Origin of the sequence: Microbispora sp. H10836 (genome assembly GCF_012999525.1) — a bacterium.
Taxonomy (GTDB): Bacteria; Actinomycetota; Actinomycetes; order Streptosporangiales; family Streptosporangiaceae; genus Microbispora.
In genome coordinates this window covers 32,695-51,073 of the sequence record NZ_JABBWU010000008.1, presented here as the reverse complement: position 1 = coordinate 51,073, position 18,379 = coordinate 32,695, and the positions used below count along the sequence as shown (strand labels likewise).

Sequence of the window (18,379 nt, the reverse complement as noted above, 5' to 3'; positions counted from 1 at the left end):
GACGCTTGAGCAGCATGTCACCCTTCCGGCCCACATAGAAAGGGTCTGTCATATGTGGGTCCTGAGCTGGTCGATCACCGTCCGGGCAGCGGTCCCGATCGCGGCGTCGGCGCGCGGCTGGTTCTGCGCCGTGCTGAGCGACCGGGTGAACACGGCCACCGCGTAGCGCCCGCCGTCGGGATACTCCACCACCCCGACCTCGTTGCGGAGCGTCGGCAGCGTGCCCGTCTTGCCGCTGACCGCGACGTCGTCGAACGGGAAACCGGAGGCCAGCCGGTGCGGCCACACCTGCAGCGCCATGAGGCGGCGAACCGCCGCGCAGGAGGCCCCGCCCGCCGCCTCGTCCCGCCAGATCATGGCCAGGAGCCGGGTCATCTCGCGCGGCGTGCTCCGGTTGCTCCGCGCCGGGTCGAGCGCGCGCAGGCGCGCCACCACCTCGGGGTCTGCGCACGCCTGGGTCACCGCGGCCTGGTCCGCCACGCCCGCGTCCGCCCACAGGCTGGTGAGCATGTCGCGGCAGTCGTGCACCACCCGGCTCGCCGTCAGCCCGAGGCCGTCGAGCAGCGTGTTGACCGCCTCCCGACCCACCCGGGCGAGCAGCACGTCGGCCGCCGCGTTGTCGCTCACCGCCATCATCAGGTACGCCAGGTCGCGCAGCGACAGTGTGGCGTCGTCCAGCATCGCCGCCAGCCCGGTGCCCCCACCCGTACGGTCCGCGGCCGGCACCCGGACGCGCTCGGCGAGGTCGAGCAGCCCGCGCTCGGCCTGGCGGTGCAGTTCGAGCAGCAGGGGCACCTTGAAGACCGACGCGAGCACCACCGGCTCGTCGGCCCGCAGGCCCACCTCGCGCCCGCTGTCGATGTCGACCGCGTGCAGCCATCCGGTGACCCCCGCGTTGCGGAAGACGCGCTCCACGGGGTTCGTCGCGGGGTTCGTCGCAGAGTTCATCGCGGGGTTCATGCGAGGAATCCGGTCGCCGGGCGCGGCGCCACCCGCTGCGGAGGCGGGGCGCCTTCGTCCACCATGCCGGCGCCGCCTTTCAGCACCTGTACGGCCACTGTGGTGAAGTCCCGCACGTACGGGCCCGGCTCGGCCCGCCAGGCCGGGGAGCAGCGCCAGGCCAGGGGCGTGCCCGCGAGGGGCCGCCACACCACGCCCGGCACCTCCGCGGGGACGCCGAACGCGACGGCCGTGCCGGACAGGACCAGTCCGAGGGCGAACTCCGCGCGGTCGGTGCAGATGATGTCGGCCGGGACGAAGCCGCCGCGGCGGCAGGTGGCCAGCGTGTCGTCGTACAGGCCGGGCTCGGCGTCCCTAGGGAACAGCACCAGGTCCCGCCCGGCCAGGTCGCCGAGGTGCACGGTCGCCCAGGCGGTCAGCTCGTCGCCCTCGGCCAGGAGTACGCCCGGACGCCGGACGAGCACCGGCCCGTAGGCGAGGCCGTTCGCGGCGACCGGATGCCGCAGCAGACCGACGTCGAGCCTGCCCTCCAGCAACGCGGCGACCTGCGCGGCCGTGCCCATCTCGGTCACCGACAGCCGTACGTCGGGGCGGCGCTCGCGGAACCCCGCGATGAGCGCGGCGAGCACGGCGGCGCCGAGATCGGCGGGAACACCCGCCCGTACGACGGCGGAGTCGCCGCGCGCCAGATCGGACATGAGGTCGCGCGTTCGCTCCACTCTGGCGACGATCTCACGGGCCTCCGGCACCAGCAGCCGGCCCGCCTCGGTCAGCGCGACCCGCCGGCTCGACCGATCGAACAGGCGCACGCCCAGTTCCTCCTCCAGACGCCTGATGCGCTGGCTCAGCGGCGGCTGGGCCATCCCCAGCCGCGCGGCCGCGTTCCCGAAATGCAGCTCTTCCGTGACGACGAGGAAGTAGCCGAGATGCCGGACAAGGTCCACGAGCTGGGAGCATATCCGAACCGCACATGAAGCACGTTGATATCCATATTGGACATACTCCCGGCGCATCTGCTGCTCTTGGCGTGCACTCGATTCGAAGGGGGACGCATGCGAGAGCGGAGGCGCTGGCCGTACGTGACCGCGGCGGTGCTCGTGCCGGTGGTGGCCGCGGGGGCCGCCGTGTGGGTGCTGCGCACGAAGGGCTCACCGGAGGAGACCACGCGGGACTTCCTCGCGGCATGGTCGCGCTCGGACTACGCGGCGATGCGCGCGCTCACCGCCGATCCGCCGGCCGGTTTCGAAAGCACCTACCGCCGATTCCACGACGACCTGAAGCTCACCGGGCAGCGCTTCCAGGTGACGGGCGTACAGGAGGAGACCGTACGGTTCCGTGCCCGGCTGACCGGCCCGCTGCCCGTCTCCTACGACGGCAGGCTGCGGCTGGTCGAGCGCGACCGTTCCTGGAAGGTGGCCTGGACCCCGGCGGCGGTCCATCCCCGGTTGACCGGCGACCTGCGCGCGAAGCTCATCACGGTGCCCGCCGAGCGCGCCCCGATCACCGCCGCCGACGGCACCCGCATCGACACACCCGAGACCCCCGGCTCCGTGCAGCAGATCGTGGAGGGGCTGCGCGAGCAGTACGGCTCCCGCCTGAACGGCACCGCGTCCGCCCGGGCGGACCTGGTGGACAGCCGGACGGGTTCGAGGGTCGTGACGCTCGCCGAGGGCGGCGCGAAGCCCGGCACGCCGCTGCCGACCACGCTCGACCTGCGGGTCCACCGGGCGGGGGCACAGGCCCTGGAGGGTGTGGACAAGCCCGCGTCGCTCGTCGCGCTGCGCCCGTCCACGGGCGAGGTCCTCGCGGCGGTCAACAAGCCGGGCGGCTACAACCGCGCCCTGCTCGGCGCGTATCCGCCCGGGTCCACCTTCAAGATCGTGACCGCGTCGGCGCTGGTCGCCGGAGGCGTCACACCCGGCCAGACCGTCGAGTGCCCGGCCGAGAAGACGATCGGCGGCTTCCCGTTCCACAACTCCGAGTTCCACGACTACGGCACGCTGCGCTTCGTCGACGCCTTCGCCCACTCGTGCAACACGACGTTCGGCGACATGGCGGTGCGACGCCTCGGCGCGGACCGCCTGGCCAAGGTGGCCGCCGACTTCGGGTTCGGCGCCCGCATCAAGATCGGGGTGCCCGCCGTGGACGCCGCCTTCCCCGCGCCGCACGACGACACCGATCTCGCGTCCGCCGCCATCGGCCAGGGCCGCGTCCTGGCCAGCCCGCTGAACATGGCCGCGGTCGCCGGCGCCGTCGCCGCGGGCACCTGGCGGCAGCCCCGCCTGGTCCCGGCCTCGCTCGTCCCCGAGGGCGGCACGCCCCCACGCGCGCTGGAGCCCGCGGTGGTGTCCGCGCTGCGCCGCCTCATGCCCGCCGTCGTCAGCGAGGGCACGGCGAGCGGCGTCTCCTTTCCCGCGGACACGGCCGGCAAGACCGGGACGGCCGAGTACGGCTCGGCCGAGGACGGCGAGAACCCGCCCACGCACTCGTGGTTCATCGGCTACAAGGGCGACCTGGCCTTCGCCGTCGTGGTCGAGGGCGGCGGCACCGGAGCACAGGTGGCGGCCCCCGTCGCGGCCCGCTTCCTCAAAGCGCTGTGACGACGCTCAGTACGGCCAGCCGGGGACGTTCAGCCGGACGCGGTAGAGGCCGAAGTTGCCGCTGTTCCCGCCGCGGGAGGGTGTGCCCGAGGTGATGTACAGCGTCCGGCCGTCAGGGCCGCCGAAGGCGACGTTGGTGGTGTTCAGCCCGGCGGCGATCGTGCCGAGCTGTACGCCGGACGGAGCGTACACGTGGACCTTTCCGTCGTTGAAGGAGGCCTGGTAGAGGTTGCCGGCACAGTCGATGGTCGCGCCGTCCGAACCGTTCAGGGACGCGAAGTCGGCGCGGGTGCCGACGCTGCCGTCGGGGTTGACGGGCCACTTGTAGACCCGGCCCGTGCCGTTGCCGCCGACGTAGAGCGTCTTGCCGTCGGGGGACAGCACGATGCCGTTCGGCTCCCGGATGGTGTCGTCGATCAGCGAGACGACGCCGTTCTTGACCCGGAACACGCCGGTGCGGCCGGACATCTGGTCGGGCCGGTTGGCGCGCTGGAAGTCGGGATCGGTGAAGTAGACGGTGCCGTCGGCGCCGACGGTGAGGTCATTGGGTGAGTTGAAGGCGCGGCCCTGGTAGGACGAGGCGACCACGCCGCGTGTCCGGTCGGGCAGGCGGAAGGAGGAGACGCTGCGCTGGTCGTGCGTCGCGGCCAGCAGGGTGCCGCCGTCCCGGCTGAGGGCCAGGCCGTTGCTGCCGGAGCCGGGGATGAAGGTCTCGAAGGTGCTCGGCTCGGTGAACCGCAGGACGTCCGCGGGCTGGACGCCTTCCGATCCGGTGCCGTCGCGCATGAGCGACAGCAGCAGGGTCTGGGTGGTGGCGTCCCAGACCGGGCCTTCCAGGAAGTTGAACCCGTCCCGGATCTTGGTGGCGGTCACCGACGACGACGGCAGCGGGTCGGGGTAGGCCGCGCCCGGCGTGCACGGCCCAACGCCGGGGCGCGGCGTGCCCGGTGTGGGGGTGACGGTCGGCGAGGGGGTCGGCGTGGGTGTCGGTGACGGCGTGGGTGTCGGCGACGGACTGGGCGTCGGCGACGGGCTGGGTGTCGGCGACGGGCTGGGCGTGGGGCTGAGGGTCACGGGACCGCTGCACATGACACCGTTGAGCCAGAAGGTGGTGGGCACGGGGTTGGCGCCGGTGAGGTTCGCGGTGAATGCCATACCACTGACCGTGGCGTTGGTGGCGATGGAGCCGTTGTAGGACATGCTGGTAGCGGTCACATGCCTGCCGGACTGCGTCCAGGTGGCGTTCCAGCCGGACGCGATCGTCTGGCCGGAGTCGGGGAAGTCGAACTCCAGCTTCCAGTTGCTGACCGGGTCGCCGAGGTTGGTGATGGCCACGTCGCCCTGGAAGCCGCTGCCCCACTGGTTGACGATTTTGTAGGTCACCTTGCATCCGGCGGCGGCCGCGGCCGGCATCGTCGTCATCGCGACTCCACCGGCGGCGACCAGCGCGGCGGCCAGTCCGGTGGCCGCGACGGTGGCGAGACCTCGTCTCATCGGGAAGTCCTTTCGCGAGACGACGACGGGCGACTGCCGCCCACGTCCAGGTGCCGGCCGGGGGCGGGAGGCCACCGGCACGCCACGCGGCGCACCGCCGGCCGCGCGTTCTCGAAATTAGGCGACCGAGTGGGCGACCGCGATCGGTCGCCGGGTACGGCGTTCGCGGTGTGAGACCCGGTGTGATCACCGTTGCGGCGGTGACCGGTCGTGCGCCGCGCCGGTGACCGCCTCAGCCTGGGCGAACGCCACCGCCCGCCCACTCGGCGAGCCGATCGGCGGCCGAAAGGAACCCCGGCCCCGGCGCTGAAACGTTCAGCCCGCGTCGAGCGGCGTCGGGCGGGTGCCCGGGCGGACTTTCCGACGCCCCTGCTGCCAGAGTGGCCGTCCTGCTCCCGCGGCGCGGGCGTGGTGTCATCGCCCGCGCGGTACGGCCGGTGCTCGCCGAGTCCTGGGGTCAGCGGGCCGTACGGTCGGCCGGGCTGGTGAGGCGGGCGACGGCGGCGACGACCTCGGAGGGGTTGGACAGGTCGGGCAGCACGATGTCGGCGCCCGCCTCCTGCAACTCGGCGGTGGTGGACCGGCCCGACGCCACCGCGATCATGGCCGCGCCGCCGATCTTCGCCGCCTGGACGTCACGGGTGGAGTCGCCGATGAGCACGGTGTTGCCGGCGGTGAAGGCGACGCCGTACCCGGCCTTCGCCCGGCCCTGGGCCACCTGCAGCAGGGTGGCCTTCGGATAGACCTCCTCGCCGTAGCCGCCCACCTCGACGTCGATCCACTTGTCCAGCCCGAACGCCTTGAGCTTGTGCACGGCGTTGCTCTTGATGGTGCCGGTGAGCACCGACTGCACGACGCCGTCGAGGCGGGAGACGGCCTTGAGCGCGTCCTTGGCTCCGGGCAGCGCACGGCCGTCCTTGGCCAGCCGGCCGCGCCGCTCCGCGAAGCTGACGGCCAGCGCGTCGATGAACCTGGGCAGGTGATCGTCCTCGACCGCGATGCCGTTGACGGCCAGCGTCTCGAAGATGATCTCCGAATCGGGGCGGCCCGCCGCCGGTGCGAGCTTCACCAGCGGCCGCCCTGTCACCAGCCGGAACGCGTCCGCGTAGGCGTCACGGGTGACGATGGCGACGTCGACGAGCGTGAGGTCGACGTTCCAGAGAACGAGGCGGTTGATCGCGGCCTCCGTGGGGGTGCGGTGTGGATCGTGCTCAGCGTACGGCCCACGCAGGGGTGCCCGCTGTACCCACAACCACCTGGATGACCCCGCCCAGAGCGGACAGAGCGCTAGGCACCGGCCGAAACACGCCCTCACGCCCTCTCCGGGCACCCGTTACACCGGTAGGCGCCGTAACCGGAACCCGGCCCGTGCGGCATGTGGAGTGTCCGCAAATCCACCGCGGGTTCGGCCCGAACCCTCCTCCCCCCCTTCCGCCCGCGCCCCGGGGATATTAATCGTCCACCACTGCGCGAACAAGATATTGACAAGATCTGTCACCGGCGGTTCTCTTAACGATCAGCACCTGTAAACGTTTTTTGCTCCCTCCGCGCGGTTCTTGGCACTCGTCCCACCCTGTCCAGAATGAGGCAGACGTCGTGTACCGAAAGCTGGGTTCTACAGTGCTGGCCGTGGTCCTCGCGGCCGGCCTGACCGTAACTGTCGAAGTGGGACGGGGCGGGACCGCGGCGTACGCCGCTCCCCCTGCCGCCGAGCCCGACCCTCCGGCATCGGCGGAGGAAGCGCCCACGGACGAGGCGGCCGGGCGGGCCGCCCGCGAGACCGGCCGCCCGGTCGAGGTGCTGGCCAAGCGCGGCGAGGATCGGGAGACCTACGCCAACCCCGACGGCACGTTCACCACGGTCGAACATCTGCGCCCCGTGCGGGTGCGGCAGGGCGACTCCTGGGTCGGGCCCGACATGACGCTGGTCAAGCGCCCGGACGGCTCGATCGGGCCTCGCGCGAGCACGGTCGGGCTGTCGCTGTCCGGCGGCGGCGACGCGCCGCTGGCCCGCGTCGCCAGGGCCGGCCGCGAGATGTCGCTGAAATGGCCAGGAGGACTCCCCGAACCCGAACTGCGGGGCGACTCGGCCGTCTACCACGACGTCATGAAGGACGTCGACCTCGTCGTACGGGCCGACGTGGACGGCTTCTCCCACACCCTCGTCGTCAAGACCAGGGAGGCCGCCGCGAACGGCGCGCTGACCCGGCTCACGCTCGGCCTCGGCGGCGCGGGGCTGGGCGTGCGGACGAAGGACGGCGGCGCCGTCGAGGCGGTCGACGCCGCCGGCGGCGGGGCGCTGTTCGAGGCGCCCGCGGCGGTCATGTGGGACTCCGGCGCCCCGGCCCCCGCGCTGAAGGCGGCGACCTCGGCTCCGCTGGAGCGCGGCCCGTCCGACACCTCGAAGGTCGCCAATCTCAACGCGGCCGTGGAGGGCGGCAACCTCACGCTCACCCCCGACCGTGCGCTGCTCGACGATCCCGGCACCCGCTATCCCGTCTACATCGACCCGGTGTGGAAGACGGTCAAGGCGTCGGCCTGGGCGTACGTGTCACGCACCTATCCCAGCCAGCCGTACTACAAGTTCGGCGGCAAGGCCGACTCGGGCCTGGGCCTGTGCTCGGGCGACTCGAAGTGCGCGCCGTCCGACGTCAAGCGCATCTTCTACCGCATGCCGACCAGCGCGTACGCCGGCAAGTACATCATCTCGGCCGATTTCGTGGCCAAGGAGACCTGGTCGTACTCCTGCGACGGCCGCACGGTGCAGCTGTGGCGGACCAAGGGGTTCGTCGAGGGCTCGACGTGGAACTCCACCAAGGACAACTGGCTGGAGCACCTCGACACCCGTGACGTGGCCAAGGGCTGGTCGTCCAGCTGCCCGGCGGGCGACGTCGAGTTCAACGCGACGAAGGCCGTCAAGGACGCCGCGGCCGGCAAGTGGTCGACCACGACGTTCGGCCTGCGCGCGGGCTACGAGACCGACGCCTACGGCTGGAAGCGCTTCGCCGACGACGCCTACCTGCGGGTCAACTACAACACCCCGCCCCCGCAGCCGAAGATGTCGAACCTGTCGATGAACCCCGGCGGCACCTGCGTCTACTCCCCCGCCCCCGCCGTGCGTGTGCCCCCCACCATCTCGGCGGTCCTGCACGACGCCGACTCCGCCGACGCCAAGAAGGTGTACGCCGAGTTCGGCGCGACCTGGGACGGCGCGCAGAAGTGGTCGTCGGGCAAGATCGGCCCGAAGACCACCGGCTCGACCTTCCAGGTCACGCTGCCGGCGTCGATTCCCGAGAAGAAGACCATCAACTGGTACGTCCGCACCTGGGACGGCTACCAGTACAGCCCGTGGAGCTACGCGGGCGACGCGACCGCGTGCTACTTCACCTACGACAAGAGCGTGCCGGCGGCTCCCACGCTGTCGTCGACGGCCTACCCGCAGTCGGACCCGGAGAACGAGGCCGACCCCTGGTACGACGGCGTCGGCCGCTACGGCCGTTTCACCGCGGCCTCGTCCTCGGCCGACGTGGTCAAGTACTGGTTCGGCATCAACTCCAACCCGACCTCCGCGAACGAGCGCAAGCCGTCCAGCGCGGGCGGGGCGGTGACCATCGACATCGCGCCCGACCACGCCGGGCCGAACTACCTCACCGTGAAGGCGTTCGACGCGGCGGGCAACTCCAGCGAGATCGGGCGTTACGTGTTCCGCGTGAAGGCGGGCTCGCCGGCCAAGGCCGAGTGGGCCCTGGACGAGCCGATCGACTCCACCCAGGTGGCCGACGCCTCGGGCGCGTACCCCGCGACCGTGTACGGCGGGGTGACCCTCGGAGTGGACGGCGTGTCGAAGACCGCGATGCAGACCAACGGCACCACCGGCTACGCCAAGACCGCCGGGCCGGTGCTCGACACGCGCAGCGGGTTCGCGGTGTCGGCCTGGGCGCGGCTCCCCGCGACCAAGCCCACGCACGCCGGGATCGTCGCGACCCAGATCGGCAGCCTGCGCAGCGGGTTCGAGCTGTACTACTCCTCCAGCTACGACCGGTGGGTGTTCAACCGCTACAACAACGACACGACCGACGGCACGATCACCCGGGCCGTCGGCACGGCGGCGCCGCAGGGCGCCGAGTGGACCCATCTGGTCGGCGTGTACGACGCGGTGGCCAAGAACATCAAGCTGTACGTCAACGGCAGCCTCCAGGCCACGACGGCCTACACGACCCCGTGGAACGCCACCGGCCCGGTGCAGATCGGCACGGGCTGGTACGGCAAGCTCGACGCCTTCTTCCCCGGCGAGATCGACGACGTGCGGCTGTTCGACCGCATCGTCACGCCCGAGGAGGTCGGCAACCTGTTCACCCAGCACCCGGTGGTGGCGGCGCGCTGGAAGCTGAACGACTCCGCCTCCGCCGTAAGGGCCGCCACCGCCTACTGGAAGATGGACGAGGCGGCCGGGGCCCCGCGCGCGGAGGAGGTGGGCGGCGCCTACCCGGCCGGTCCGCAGGGCGGCGTCACGTTCGGCGCGGCGGGGCGGTTCGGCAAGGCCGTGCGCCTCGACGGCACGACCGGCTATCTCAAGACCGGCGGCCCGGTCCTGCCCGACACCACCAAGAGTTTCTCGGTGTCGGCCTGGGCGAAGCTCCCGGCGACCAAACCGACCCACGCCGCGATCATCGCGACACAGGCGGGCTCCCGCCGCAGCGGGTTCGAGCTGTACTACTCGTCGTACTACGACCGGTGGATCTTCAACCGGTACGACAAGGACAACGACGACGACGTGATCACCCGGGCGCAGTCCTCGGCCGTGCCCGAGGGCGGTGTCTGGACCCACCTCGCCGGTGTGTACGACGCGGCGAACAAGCAGATCAGGCTCTACGTCAACGGCAAGCTCAACTCCACGACGGCCTTCACCACGCCGTGGAAGGCCACCGGCCCGGTGCAGATCGGGGCCGGCTGGTACGGCACGCTGAAGTCCTACTTCCCCGGCGACATCGACGACGTGCGGCTGTACGACCAGATCGTCAGCGACTCGGAGATCGCGACGCTGGCCTCCGGCGCCTCGCTGACCATCGCCGCCGACGACGGCCCGTCCGGGCGCCACGTCACGCTGAACGGCAACGCCAGGATCGACCAGGGAGCCGGCTGGGTCGGCACCCCGCCGGGCGGCCTCGCGCTGGACGGCGACGGCGACTACGCCGCCACCTCCGTCCCGGTCGTCCGCACCGACGAGAGCTTCACGATCGCGGGCTGGGTGACCACCGCGGGACGGCCGTCCAGGGCCGCGGCGGTCTTCAGCCAGGAGGGTTCGGTCAACAGCGCGTTCACCCTGCGCTACCGGCCCGACCCGGCCGACCCGGCCAACGCGGGCGGATACCAGATCGAGATGCCGGACAAGGACGCGACCGGCGCGGCCCGGCCGACCGCCGAGCACTCGGCCTTCCAGTCCGGCTTCGACTGGGACCACGTGGCGATCGTGTACGACGCCTTCCAGGACGAGATGCGGCTCTACGTCAACGGCGAGCTCGAACAGGTCGAGGACACGGTGTCCTGGCGCCACAACGTGCTCGGCTTCAACGCCGGGAAGGGGCTCCAGCTCGGCCGCACCAAGGCGGACGGCGCGTGGGGCGAGTACTGGCCGGGCGTGATCGACGACGTCTGGGCCTTCCAGGGCATCGCGACCGAGGAACAGATCCAGATGCTGGCCGGCGGCACCGAGCTGGCCACCGACACCGGCCTGTAGAGAACCGGCGACTCGAAATCGAAACCAGGCCCGGCCGCCACGCGGCGGCCGGGCGGGAGGTTGCGCATGTACGGGTTCCCCCACCCGAAGCGGTTCAGCCAGCGGTTCAGGCAGCGGTCGAGGCAGCGGTTCAGACGCGGGGTCGCCGTGGTCACGGCGCTCGCCACCGTCGCGGCGTCCCTGGTCGCCCAGCCCGCCCAGGCGGCGGCCCCGGACGCGGGACGCCCGGAGGTGAACAGCGCCGAGCGCGTGGTCCGCGGCGAGACGCTGGGCGTCAAGCCCCGCCGCCCCGACCCGGCCGGCACCCCCGCCACGCGGCCACGCCCGTCCGGCGAGGTGAAGGTCACCTCCCCCGGCGCCGTGCGGATGATCGACCGCGCCGCCGCCGAGCGCGCGGGCGTCGACGGCGCCCTGTTCACCCTCGCGCCCGCCGAAAACACGGCCGCCAAAGACACACCGACCAAGGACAGTGCCGCCAAAGACAGTGCCGCCAAAGACGTCGCGGCCGGCGGCACGACGAGCGTCACGGTCGACTACTCGGCCCTCGCCGACGACTTCGGCGGCTCGTACGGCAGCCGGCTGCGGCTGGTCCGGCTGCCCGCCTGCGCGCTGACCACCCCCGACCAGCCCGCCTGCCGTACGGAGACGCCGGTCCGCGCGCGCAACGACGCGGCGAAGGGCACGCTCACCGCGACCATCCCGGCCGCCCCGGAGGCGGGGACGGCGGCCCTCGCGGGAGAGCAGGCGACCGTGCTGGCCGCGGTGTCCGGCGACTCCAGCGACAAGGGCGACTACAAGGCCACCAAGCTGTCGCCGTCGGCCACCTGGACCGTGGCCGAGCAGTCGGGCGACTTCTCCTGGTCCTATCCCCTGCGGGTGCCGCCCGTCCCCGGTGAGCTGACGCCCAAGGTGGAGATCGGCTACTCCTCGGGCGCGGTGGACGGCCGCACGTCCAACACCAACAACCAGCCGTCCTGGGTGGGCGAGGGCTTCGACTACTGGCCCGGCTACATCAAGCGCGCCTACAAGCCCTGCGCGGACGACGGGGCGCCGAAGGACCAGTGGGGCACCCCGCCCGGCGACCAGTGCTGGGCGTACGACAACGCCGTGATCAGCTGGAACGGACGCGGCGGCGAGCTGATCCAGGCCTCCGACGGCACGTGGCGGATGAAGAACGACGACGGCACCCGGGTCGAGCGCCTGAAGGACACGGCCAAGGCCAACGGTGACGACGACGGGGAGTACTGGAAGCTGACCACCCCCGACGGCGTGCAGTTCTTCTTCGGGCTCAACCGGCTGCCCGGCTGGAGCAGCGGCAAGCCGGAGACGAAGTCGGCCTGGACCCATCCCGTGTTCGGCGACGACGCGGGCGAGCCGTGCCACGCCTCCACCTTCGCCGCCTCGTGGTGCCAGCAGGCCTACCAGTGGAACCTCGACTACGTCGTGGACCCGCGCGGCAACGCAATCACGTACTACTACCAGCAGGAGGGCAACCACTACGGCCGCAACCTCAAGCCCGAGGACGAGACGCCGTACGTGCGCGGCGGCTGGCTCGACCGCATCGAGTACGGCCAGCGCTCCGACACCCTCTTCACCGCCAAGGCCCCGGCGCGCGTGGTGTTCGGCGTCTCCGAGCGGTGTCTGAAGACCGACGCCTTCGACTGCGACCCGAGCAAGATCGGCTCGAACCCCACGAAGTGGCCGGACGTGCCGTACGACCTGAACTGCACCGCCGGCACCGAGTGCAAGGCGACCCACGGAACGCTCGCGCCCACGTTCTGGTCGCGCAAGCGGCTGACCGGCGTCACCACACAGGTGATCAAGGCCGACGGCGGCTACCGTGACGTCGACAACTGGACCCTCGACCACCTGTGGGGCGACGCGGACATCGACCAGGCCCTGCTGGTGAAGTCGATCGCGCACACCGGCCGCGCGACCGGCAGCCCGGTGACACTGCCCTCGGTCACTTTCAACCACGTGCAACTGCCCAACCGCGTGGACAAGCAGGGCGACGACATCCCGCCGTTCGTCAAGTACCGCCTCGGGGCGGTCTACGACGAGTCGGGCGGGCAGATCGACGTCAACTACTCCGACGCCGACTGCGCGCTCGGCTCGCTGCCCACCCCGGAGACCAACACCCGGCGCTGCTTCCCGGTGAAGTGGACGCCCGCCGGGTACGAGGACCCGATCACCGACTGGTTCCACAAGTACGTCGTCACCCAGGTCGTGCAGAGCGACCGCACCGGCGGCTCCCCCGACGCGCTGACGACGTACGAGTACCTCGACGGCGCCGCCTGGCACTACGACGACGACGACGGCATGACCAAGGAGAAGTACAAGACCTGGTCGCAGTGGCGCGGCTACGGCCGCGTACGGGTGCGGACCGGCGGCTGGAACGACCTGCGCTCCCAGGTCGAGACGCGCTACCTGCGCGGCATGAACGGCGACCGGGCCGGGCCCGGCGGCGGGACCAAGAAGGTCACGGTCTCCGACGGCGAGGGCGGCAGCGCCGTCGACGAGGACCCGCTGCAGGGGTTCGAGCTCAAGCGGACCGAATACGAGGGCGTGGACGGCGCGGTCGCGGTCAAGACCGTCAACACCCCGTGGTACCAGGAGACGGCCAAGCGCACCCGAAGCTGGGGCACCGTCACCGCCAACATCGTCAACGTCGCCAAGACGCACACGTGGACCGCGATGGACGGCGGCGGCTGGCGGGAGACCGAGAGCGCGACCAAGTACGAGCCCGTCGCCGGTCTCACCACCCAGGTGGACGACAAGGGCGACCTGTCCACCACCGCCGACGACCGGTGCACCCGCACCACCTACGCCCAGAACACCGGCGCCTGGATGCTGAGGTATCCGTCCAGGGTGGAGACCGTCGCGGTGGCGTGCTCGGCCACCCCCGACCGGTCGAAGCAGGTCGTCGAGGACGACCGCACCTTCTACGACAACGGCGCCTTCGGGGCCGCGCCCACCAAGGGCGACATCACCCGTGTCGAGACGATCGCCGCGCACGACGGCACCACCGCGACGTACGTCGCCAAGGAGATCTCCACGTACGACGCCTACGGCCGCGAGCTGACCACCAAGAACGCGGCCGGCCACGTCACGACCACGGCCTACACCGACACCGGCGGGCTGAACACGGGTGTGAAGGTCACCGGGCCGCCGGTGGTCCCCGGCGACTCCTCGACGGCCCACGTCACCAGCCAGGAGAAGGACCCGGCGTACGGGTTCGAGACCGTCAAGATCGACGCCAACGGCAAGCGCACCGACCTGGAGTACGACGCGCTCGGCCGCCTGCTGAAGGTGTGGATGCCCGACCGGTCGAAGGCCGCGAGCCAGACGCCGAACCTGGAGTTCGGCTACCGCATCGTGGACGGCGAGATCGTCGCCATCGCCACGAAGAAGCTGGACGCCGAGGGCGGCCAGACCCCGCCGACGTACGAGCTGTACGACGGGCGGCTGCGGCTGCGCCAGACCCAGGAGCCGGGGCCGGACGGCGGCCGCCTGGTCAGCGACAAGTTCTACGACTCCCGGGGCAACGTGGCCCGCGAGTACGGGCAGTACTACTCGACCGCGGCCCCCTCGACCAAGCTGTTCGGCGCGTACGACGGCGACGTCGAGTCGCAGAAGGTGTTCGACTACGACGGCCGCAACCGGGTCACGCTCGAACGGTTCCTGGTCGGCAACGGCGAGACCAAGGAGAAGTGGCGCACGGTCACCAGCTACGGCGGCGGCCGGGTCACCGTGGACCCGCCGACGGGCGACACGCCGGTGACCACGCTGACCGACGCCCGCGACCAGATCGTCGAGCTGCGTCAGTACAAGGGCGACTCGCCGACCGGCGACTACGACAAGACGACCTACACCTACACGCCCGCCGGCAAGCTCTCCACCGTCAAGGACCCCGCGGGCAACGTGTGGACCCACTTCCACGACCTGCGCGGGCGTGAGATCGAGGTCCGCGACCCCGACAAGGGCACGACGAAGACGACGTACGACGACCTCGACCACGTGCTGACCACCACCGACGCGCGCGGCAAGAAGATCTTCAACGTCTACGACTCCATGGGCCGCAGGACGGAGACCCGCGAGGGCTCGGCGACCGGACCGCTGATGGCGTCGTGGACCTACGACACCGTGCGCAAGGGCCAGGCGTCCAGCGCCACCAGGTACGTGAGCGGCCAGGCGTACACGACCACGTTCAACGCCTACGACAACCTCTACCGGGCCATCCGGACGACCGTGACGATCCCGTCCGCCGAGGGCGCGCTCGCGGGCAGCTACGTGTTCGACACGCGCTACAAGCTGGACGGCACCGTGCAGTCGGCCACCTATCCCGACGCCGGCGGCCTGCCCGCCGAGACCGTCGTCTACTCCTACGACGACCTGCGCCGGCCCACCACCATGTCGGGCCTGTCGCCGTACGTCACCGACTCGATCCACAGCCTCACCGGCAAGCCCGAGCAGTACGAGCTGTCGACCGGCGGCAAGAAGACCTGGTTCACCTACTCCTACGAGTACGGCACGCAGCGCCTCCACTCGTCGCGGGTGGACCGCGAGGACGTGCCGGGCGTGGACCGCGACGCCACCTACACCTACGACGCCGTGGGCAACGTCGTGTCGATCTCCGACGTGTCCCGCGGCGGCACCGACACCCAGTGCTTCGGCTACGACTACCTGCGCCGCCTCACCGAAGCCTGGACGCAGGGCACCCGGTCGTGCGCGGGCACGCCGAGCGCGAGCGTCATCGGCGGCGTCGCGCCCTACTGGCAGTCGTTCGGGTACGACGTCACCGGCAACCGTACGAAGGAGGTCGAACACGGCGTCGGCGGCGCGGCCGACACGACCCGGGCCTACGACTACCCGGCCCCCGGCTCGCCGCATCCGCACGCCCTGTCCGGCGTGACCCAGACCGGCGGCGCGGGCGCCCGCACCGAGTCCTACGCCTACGACGAGACCGGCAACACCACCGGCCGCACGATCGGCGCCACGGCCCAGACGCTGGAGTGGGACGTCGAGGGCCACCTCGCCAAGGTGACCGAGGGCACGAAGGTGACCTCCTACCTGTACGACGCCGACGGCAACCGGCTCGTCCGGCGCGACCCCGGCGGCACCACGCTCTACCTCCCGGGGCTGGAGCTGCGCCTGGACAAGGCCACGGCCAAGGTCCAGGCGACCAGGTACTACACCCACGACACCGTGACGGTCGCGGTGCGCACCACCGCGGGCGTGAAGTTCCTGGCCGCCGACCAGAACGGCACGGCGGAGCTGGCGATCGACGCGGCGAACCAGTCGCTGACCCAGCGCCGGTTCAAGCCCTTCGGCCAGCTGCGGGGATCGCCCCCGGGCTCCTGGCCGGGCGAGAAGGGCTTCGTCGGCGGCACCGTGGACGACTCCACCGGGCTCACCCACCTCGGGGCGCGCGAGTACGACCCGGCCACCGGCAGGTTCATCAGCGTCGACCCGATCATCGATCCGCACGACCCGCAGCAGATGAACGGCTACGCCTACGCCGGCAACAACCCCGTCACCTTCACCGACCCCGACGGCAAGTTCTGGGGCAGCTGGCTGGCGATCATGCTGGCGCTCCTGCGGGCCCTGCTGGCCGTCCTCAACCACGGCGGCGGTGGGGGCGGTGGAAACCACCACGGCGGTGGCGGCGGTGGGAGCCACGGCGGCGGCGGTGGATACACCGGCGGTGGGGGCGGCGCCCCGCACCGCTCCGGCCCGAGCTTCGGCTCCACGGTGAAGAGCAACACCCTGGCCAGCGTCGACCCGCGCAAGTTCACCGCCCTGGGCTGGCTGGCGTACGGACTGGGCGGCCCCGCGGACATGCTCAACACCTGGGGGGAGAACTTCAAGGAGAGCCGCCGCGTCATGGCCGGCCTCTACAAGCTCAAGTCGGTCAGCTATCCGGAGGGCAACTGGCTGACCAAGTGGCTGTGGAAGGGGCTCAGCAAGTGGTACGACGCGAAGGCCAACCGGATCGAGGCGCGCGGCATCAAGTGGGGCGGCCGGCTCGGCAAGGCGGGCAAGTTCGTCGGCAGGTTCGGCGTCGTCGCCACCTTCGCCGACGGCGCGCTCACCCAGTGGAACAGCGACTCGGGCAAGGACGTCAACACCGGTGAGAAGATCGCGCGGGCGACCATCCGCGGGGCGGCGGTCGCGGGCGGCTCCTACGCGGGCGCCACGATCGGCGCGGCGGCGTGCAGCCCGGGCGTCGTGCTCGCCGCCGTCTGCGGCGCCGCGGGCGCCTACATCGGCGGTATGGTCGGCGGCGTCGTCGGCGACACCGCGATCGCCGCGTACGACCACATGCGCAAGCCGGTGGTGAACACCGTCAAGTCGGTGGGGTCGGGTATCAAGAAGGGATGGAAGAGTCTCTTTGGTTAGCATGACGGGCGCCCTGGCCGACACGGCCGGCCTGGTGGCCGCCCCGGACGAGGTCGCGGGCTACCCGCACGCGCCGGTGTGGGCGGTGCTCGCCGCCGCCCTGCTCGCGATCCTCGGCTTCGTCAACCACGTCAGGTTCGTCCGAAGCGGGGCCGGCAGCACCTGGGCGGCACGCTACTTCGACACCGACAACCCGAAGGAGCTGCGCAACCTGCCGTTCGCGCAGCTCCCCGGGGCCGTCATGCTCGCGATGTGGGCCGTGATGCTCGCCTACACCCGGGTCTCCGGTCAGGAGACCTGGGACGCGATCATGGGCCTGTTCCTGTTCGCCTCGTTCGTCGTCGGCGGTGTGGCCGTCAAGCGGCTCTACCGGCCGCCGCGCAGGGCCAAGCCCCGATGGCTGCTGGAGGAGGAGGAACGCCAGGCCCGCCGGGACGCGTGAACCCGAGTGGCTTTCCGGCGGCTCGCCGTCGGAAGCCACCGGAAGCCGCCGGGTAGCGGGCCGGGTGGCGGCCGTCAGACGAGGTCGAGGGCGTTGGCCAGCGAGTCCACCACCGGGACCCCGACGCCCTCCAGCTCCGACCGCCTGGTCATGCCGCCGGTGTAGAGGATCGCGCGGGCGCCGACGTGCTGGGCCGCGTGGGCGTCGTCCACGCTGTCACCGATGACGACGACCTTCGCCGAGTCGACACCGAGCGCGCGCAGGTGCTCGACCATGTGCTCGGCCTTGTGGCCGCCGGTTGCCGAGCGCGAGCCGTCGATCCTGGTGAAGTGGCCGTCGATGCCGAACTCGCCGGTCTTGCGGACCAGCCTCTCGTGGCCCCACATGGACAGCAGCGACTGCGTGCGGCCCGCCTCACCCCAGGCGCGCAGGCTCGACAGCGCCCCCTCGGCGAGGCTGCACGCCTCCATCAGCCGGTGGTAGTGGTCGTGGAAGCCCGCGTCGAGCAACTCCCATTCGCCCTCCCTGAGCGGCCGGCCGAGCATCCGCTCGTACGCCACCCAGATGGGGCGGGTGTACACCTCGCGGAAGCCCTCCGCGTCGTACGGCCCCAGGCCGTACGACTGGAAGAGCTCGTTCGTCGCGCCGACGACGGCGTCGATGTCGTGGAAGAGCGTGCCGTTCCAGTCCCAAACAATGTGTGTCATCGTGTCTCCCAGCTTAGACGCCGGGTGTGACATATCCATGA

The 18,379-nt window shown here is 71.4% G+C and carries 9 protein-coding genes; 4 read left to right on the top strand and 5 right to left on the bottom strand.

Going from position 1 to position 18,379, the window contains the following annotated elements:
* Positions 1-48: 48 nt before the first annotated feature.
* Positions 49-948 (bottom strand): serine hydrolase, encoded by a 900-nt coding sequence (locus tag HHX30_RS16530; protein ID WP_169982856.1) that lies wholly within the window; start codon positions 946-948, stop codon positions 49-51.
* 8 nt (positions 949-956) lie between these two features.
* Positions 957-1,904 (bottom strand): LysR family transcriptional regulator, encoded by a 948-nt coding sequence (locus tag HHX30_RS16525; protein ID WP_169982855.1) that lies wholly within the window; start codon positions 1,902-1,904, stop codon positions 957-959.
* A gap of 108 nt (positions 1,905-2,012) precedes the next feature.
* Between HHX30_RS16525 and HHX30_RS16520 the strand changes: the two genes are divergently transcribed.
* The gene (locus tag HHX30_RS16520) at positions 2,013-3,560 is read left to right on the top strand and encodes a penicillin-binding transpeptidase domain-containing protein (RefSeq protein ID WP_169982854.1); all 1,548 of its coding nucleotides are present in this window, start codon (positions 2,013-2,015) and stop codon (positions 3,558-3,560) included.
* 6 nt (positions 3,561-3,566) lie between these two features.
* On the opposite strand, the gene HHX30_RS16515 is transcribed toward HHX30_RS16520, so the two are convergent.
* Positions 3,567-5,054: an SMP-30/gluconolactonase/LRE family protein gene (locus HHX30_RS16515; protein WP_211592116.1), complete on the bottom strand. Its 1,488-nt coding sequence runs from the start codon at positions 5,052-5,054 to the stop codon at positions 3,567-3,569.
* A gap of 457 nt (positions 5,055-5,511) precedes the next feature.
* Positions 5,512-6,231, bottom strand: coding sequence for a haloacid dehalogenase-like hydrolase (locus HHX30_RS16510; protein ID WP_169983053.1), 720 nt, complete (start codon positions 6,229-6,231; stop codon positions 5,512-5,514).
* Between the two features lie 419 nt (positions 6,232-6,650).
* Between HHX30_RS16510 and HHX30_RS43265 the strand changes: the two genes are divergently transcribed.
* From HHX30_RS43265 to HHX30_RS16495, 3 genes are all read left to right on the top strand, one after another.
* Complete coding sequence (locus tag HHX30_RS43265) at positions 6,651-10,790, top strand: LamG-like jellyroll fold domain-containing protein (protein WP_169982853.1); 4,140 nt, start codon at positions 6,651-6,653, stop codon at positions 10,788-10,790.
* Positions 10,791-10,856: 66 nt separating this feature from the next.
* Positions 10,857-17,189 carry an RHS repeat-associated core domain-containing protein gene (locus HHX30_RS16500; protein ID WP_169982852.1) on the top strand — a complete coding sequence of 2,111 codons (6,333 nt, stop codon included), beginning with the start codon at positions 10,857-10,859 and terminating at the stop codon, positions 17,187-17,189.
* Positions 17,182-17,631 (top strand): hypothetical protein, encoded by a 450-nt coding sequence (locus tag HHX30_RS16495; protein ID WP_169982851.1) that lies wholly within the window; start codon positions 17,182-17,184, stop codon positions 17,629-17,631. Before HHX30_RS16500 ends, HHX30_RS16495 begins: the two co-directional genes overlap by 8 nt.
* A 74-nt stretch (positions 17,632-17,705) precedes the next feature.
* Here HHX30_RS16495 and HHX30_RS16490 read toward each other — a convergent pair whose 3' ends face one another.
* On the bottom strand, positions 17,706-18,338 hold the full coding sequence (locus HHX30_RS16490) for an HAD family hydrolase (protein WP_169982850.1): 633 nt from the start codon (positions 18,336-18,338) through the stop codon (positions 17,706-17,708).
* Between the last annotated feature and the right edge of the window lie 41 nt (positions 18,339-18,379).

Bases quoted from the DNA above. Each gene is read 5' to 3' on its own strand.
- HHX30_RS16500 (WP_169982852.1), top strand. From the start codon at position 10,857: ATGTACGGGTTCCCCCACCCGAAGCGGTTCAGCCAGCGGTTCAGGCAG.
- HHX30_RS16515 (WP_211592116.1), bottom strand. From the start codon at position 5,054: ATGAGACGAGGTCTCGCCACCGTCGCGGCCACCGGACTGGCCGCCGCG.
- HHX30_RS16490 (WP_169982850.1), bottom strand. From the start codon at position 18,338: ATGACACACATTGTTTGGGACTGGAACGGCACGCTCTTCCACGACATC.
- HHX30_RS16530 (WP_169982856.1), bottom strand. From the start codon at position 948: ATGAACTCTGCGACGAACCCCGCGACGAACCCCGTGGAGCGCGTCTTC.
- HHX30_RS16520 (WP_169982854.1), top strand. From the start codon at position 2,013: ATGCGAGAGCGGAGGCGCTGGCCGTACGTGACCGCGGCGGTGCTCGTG.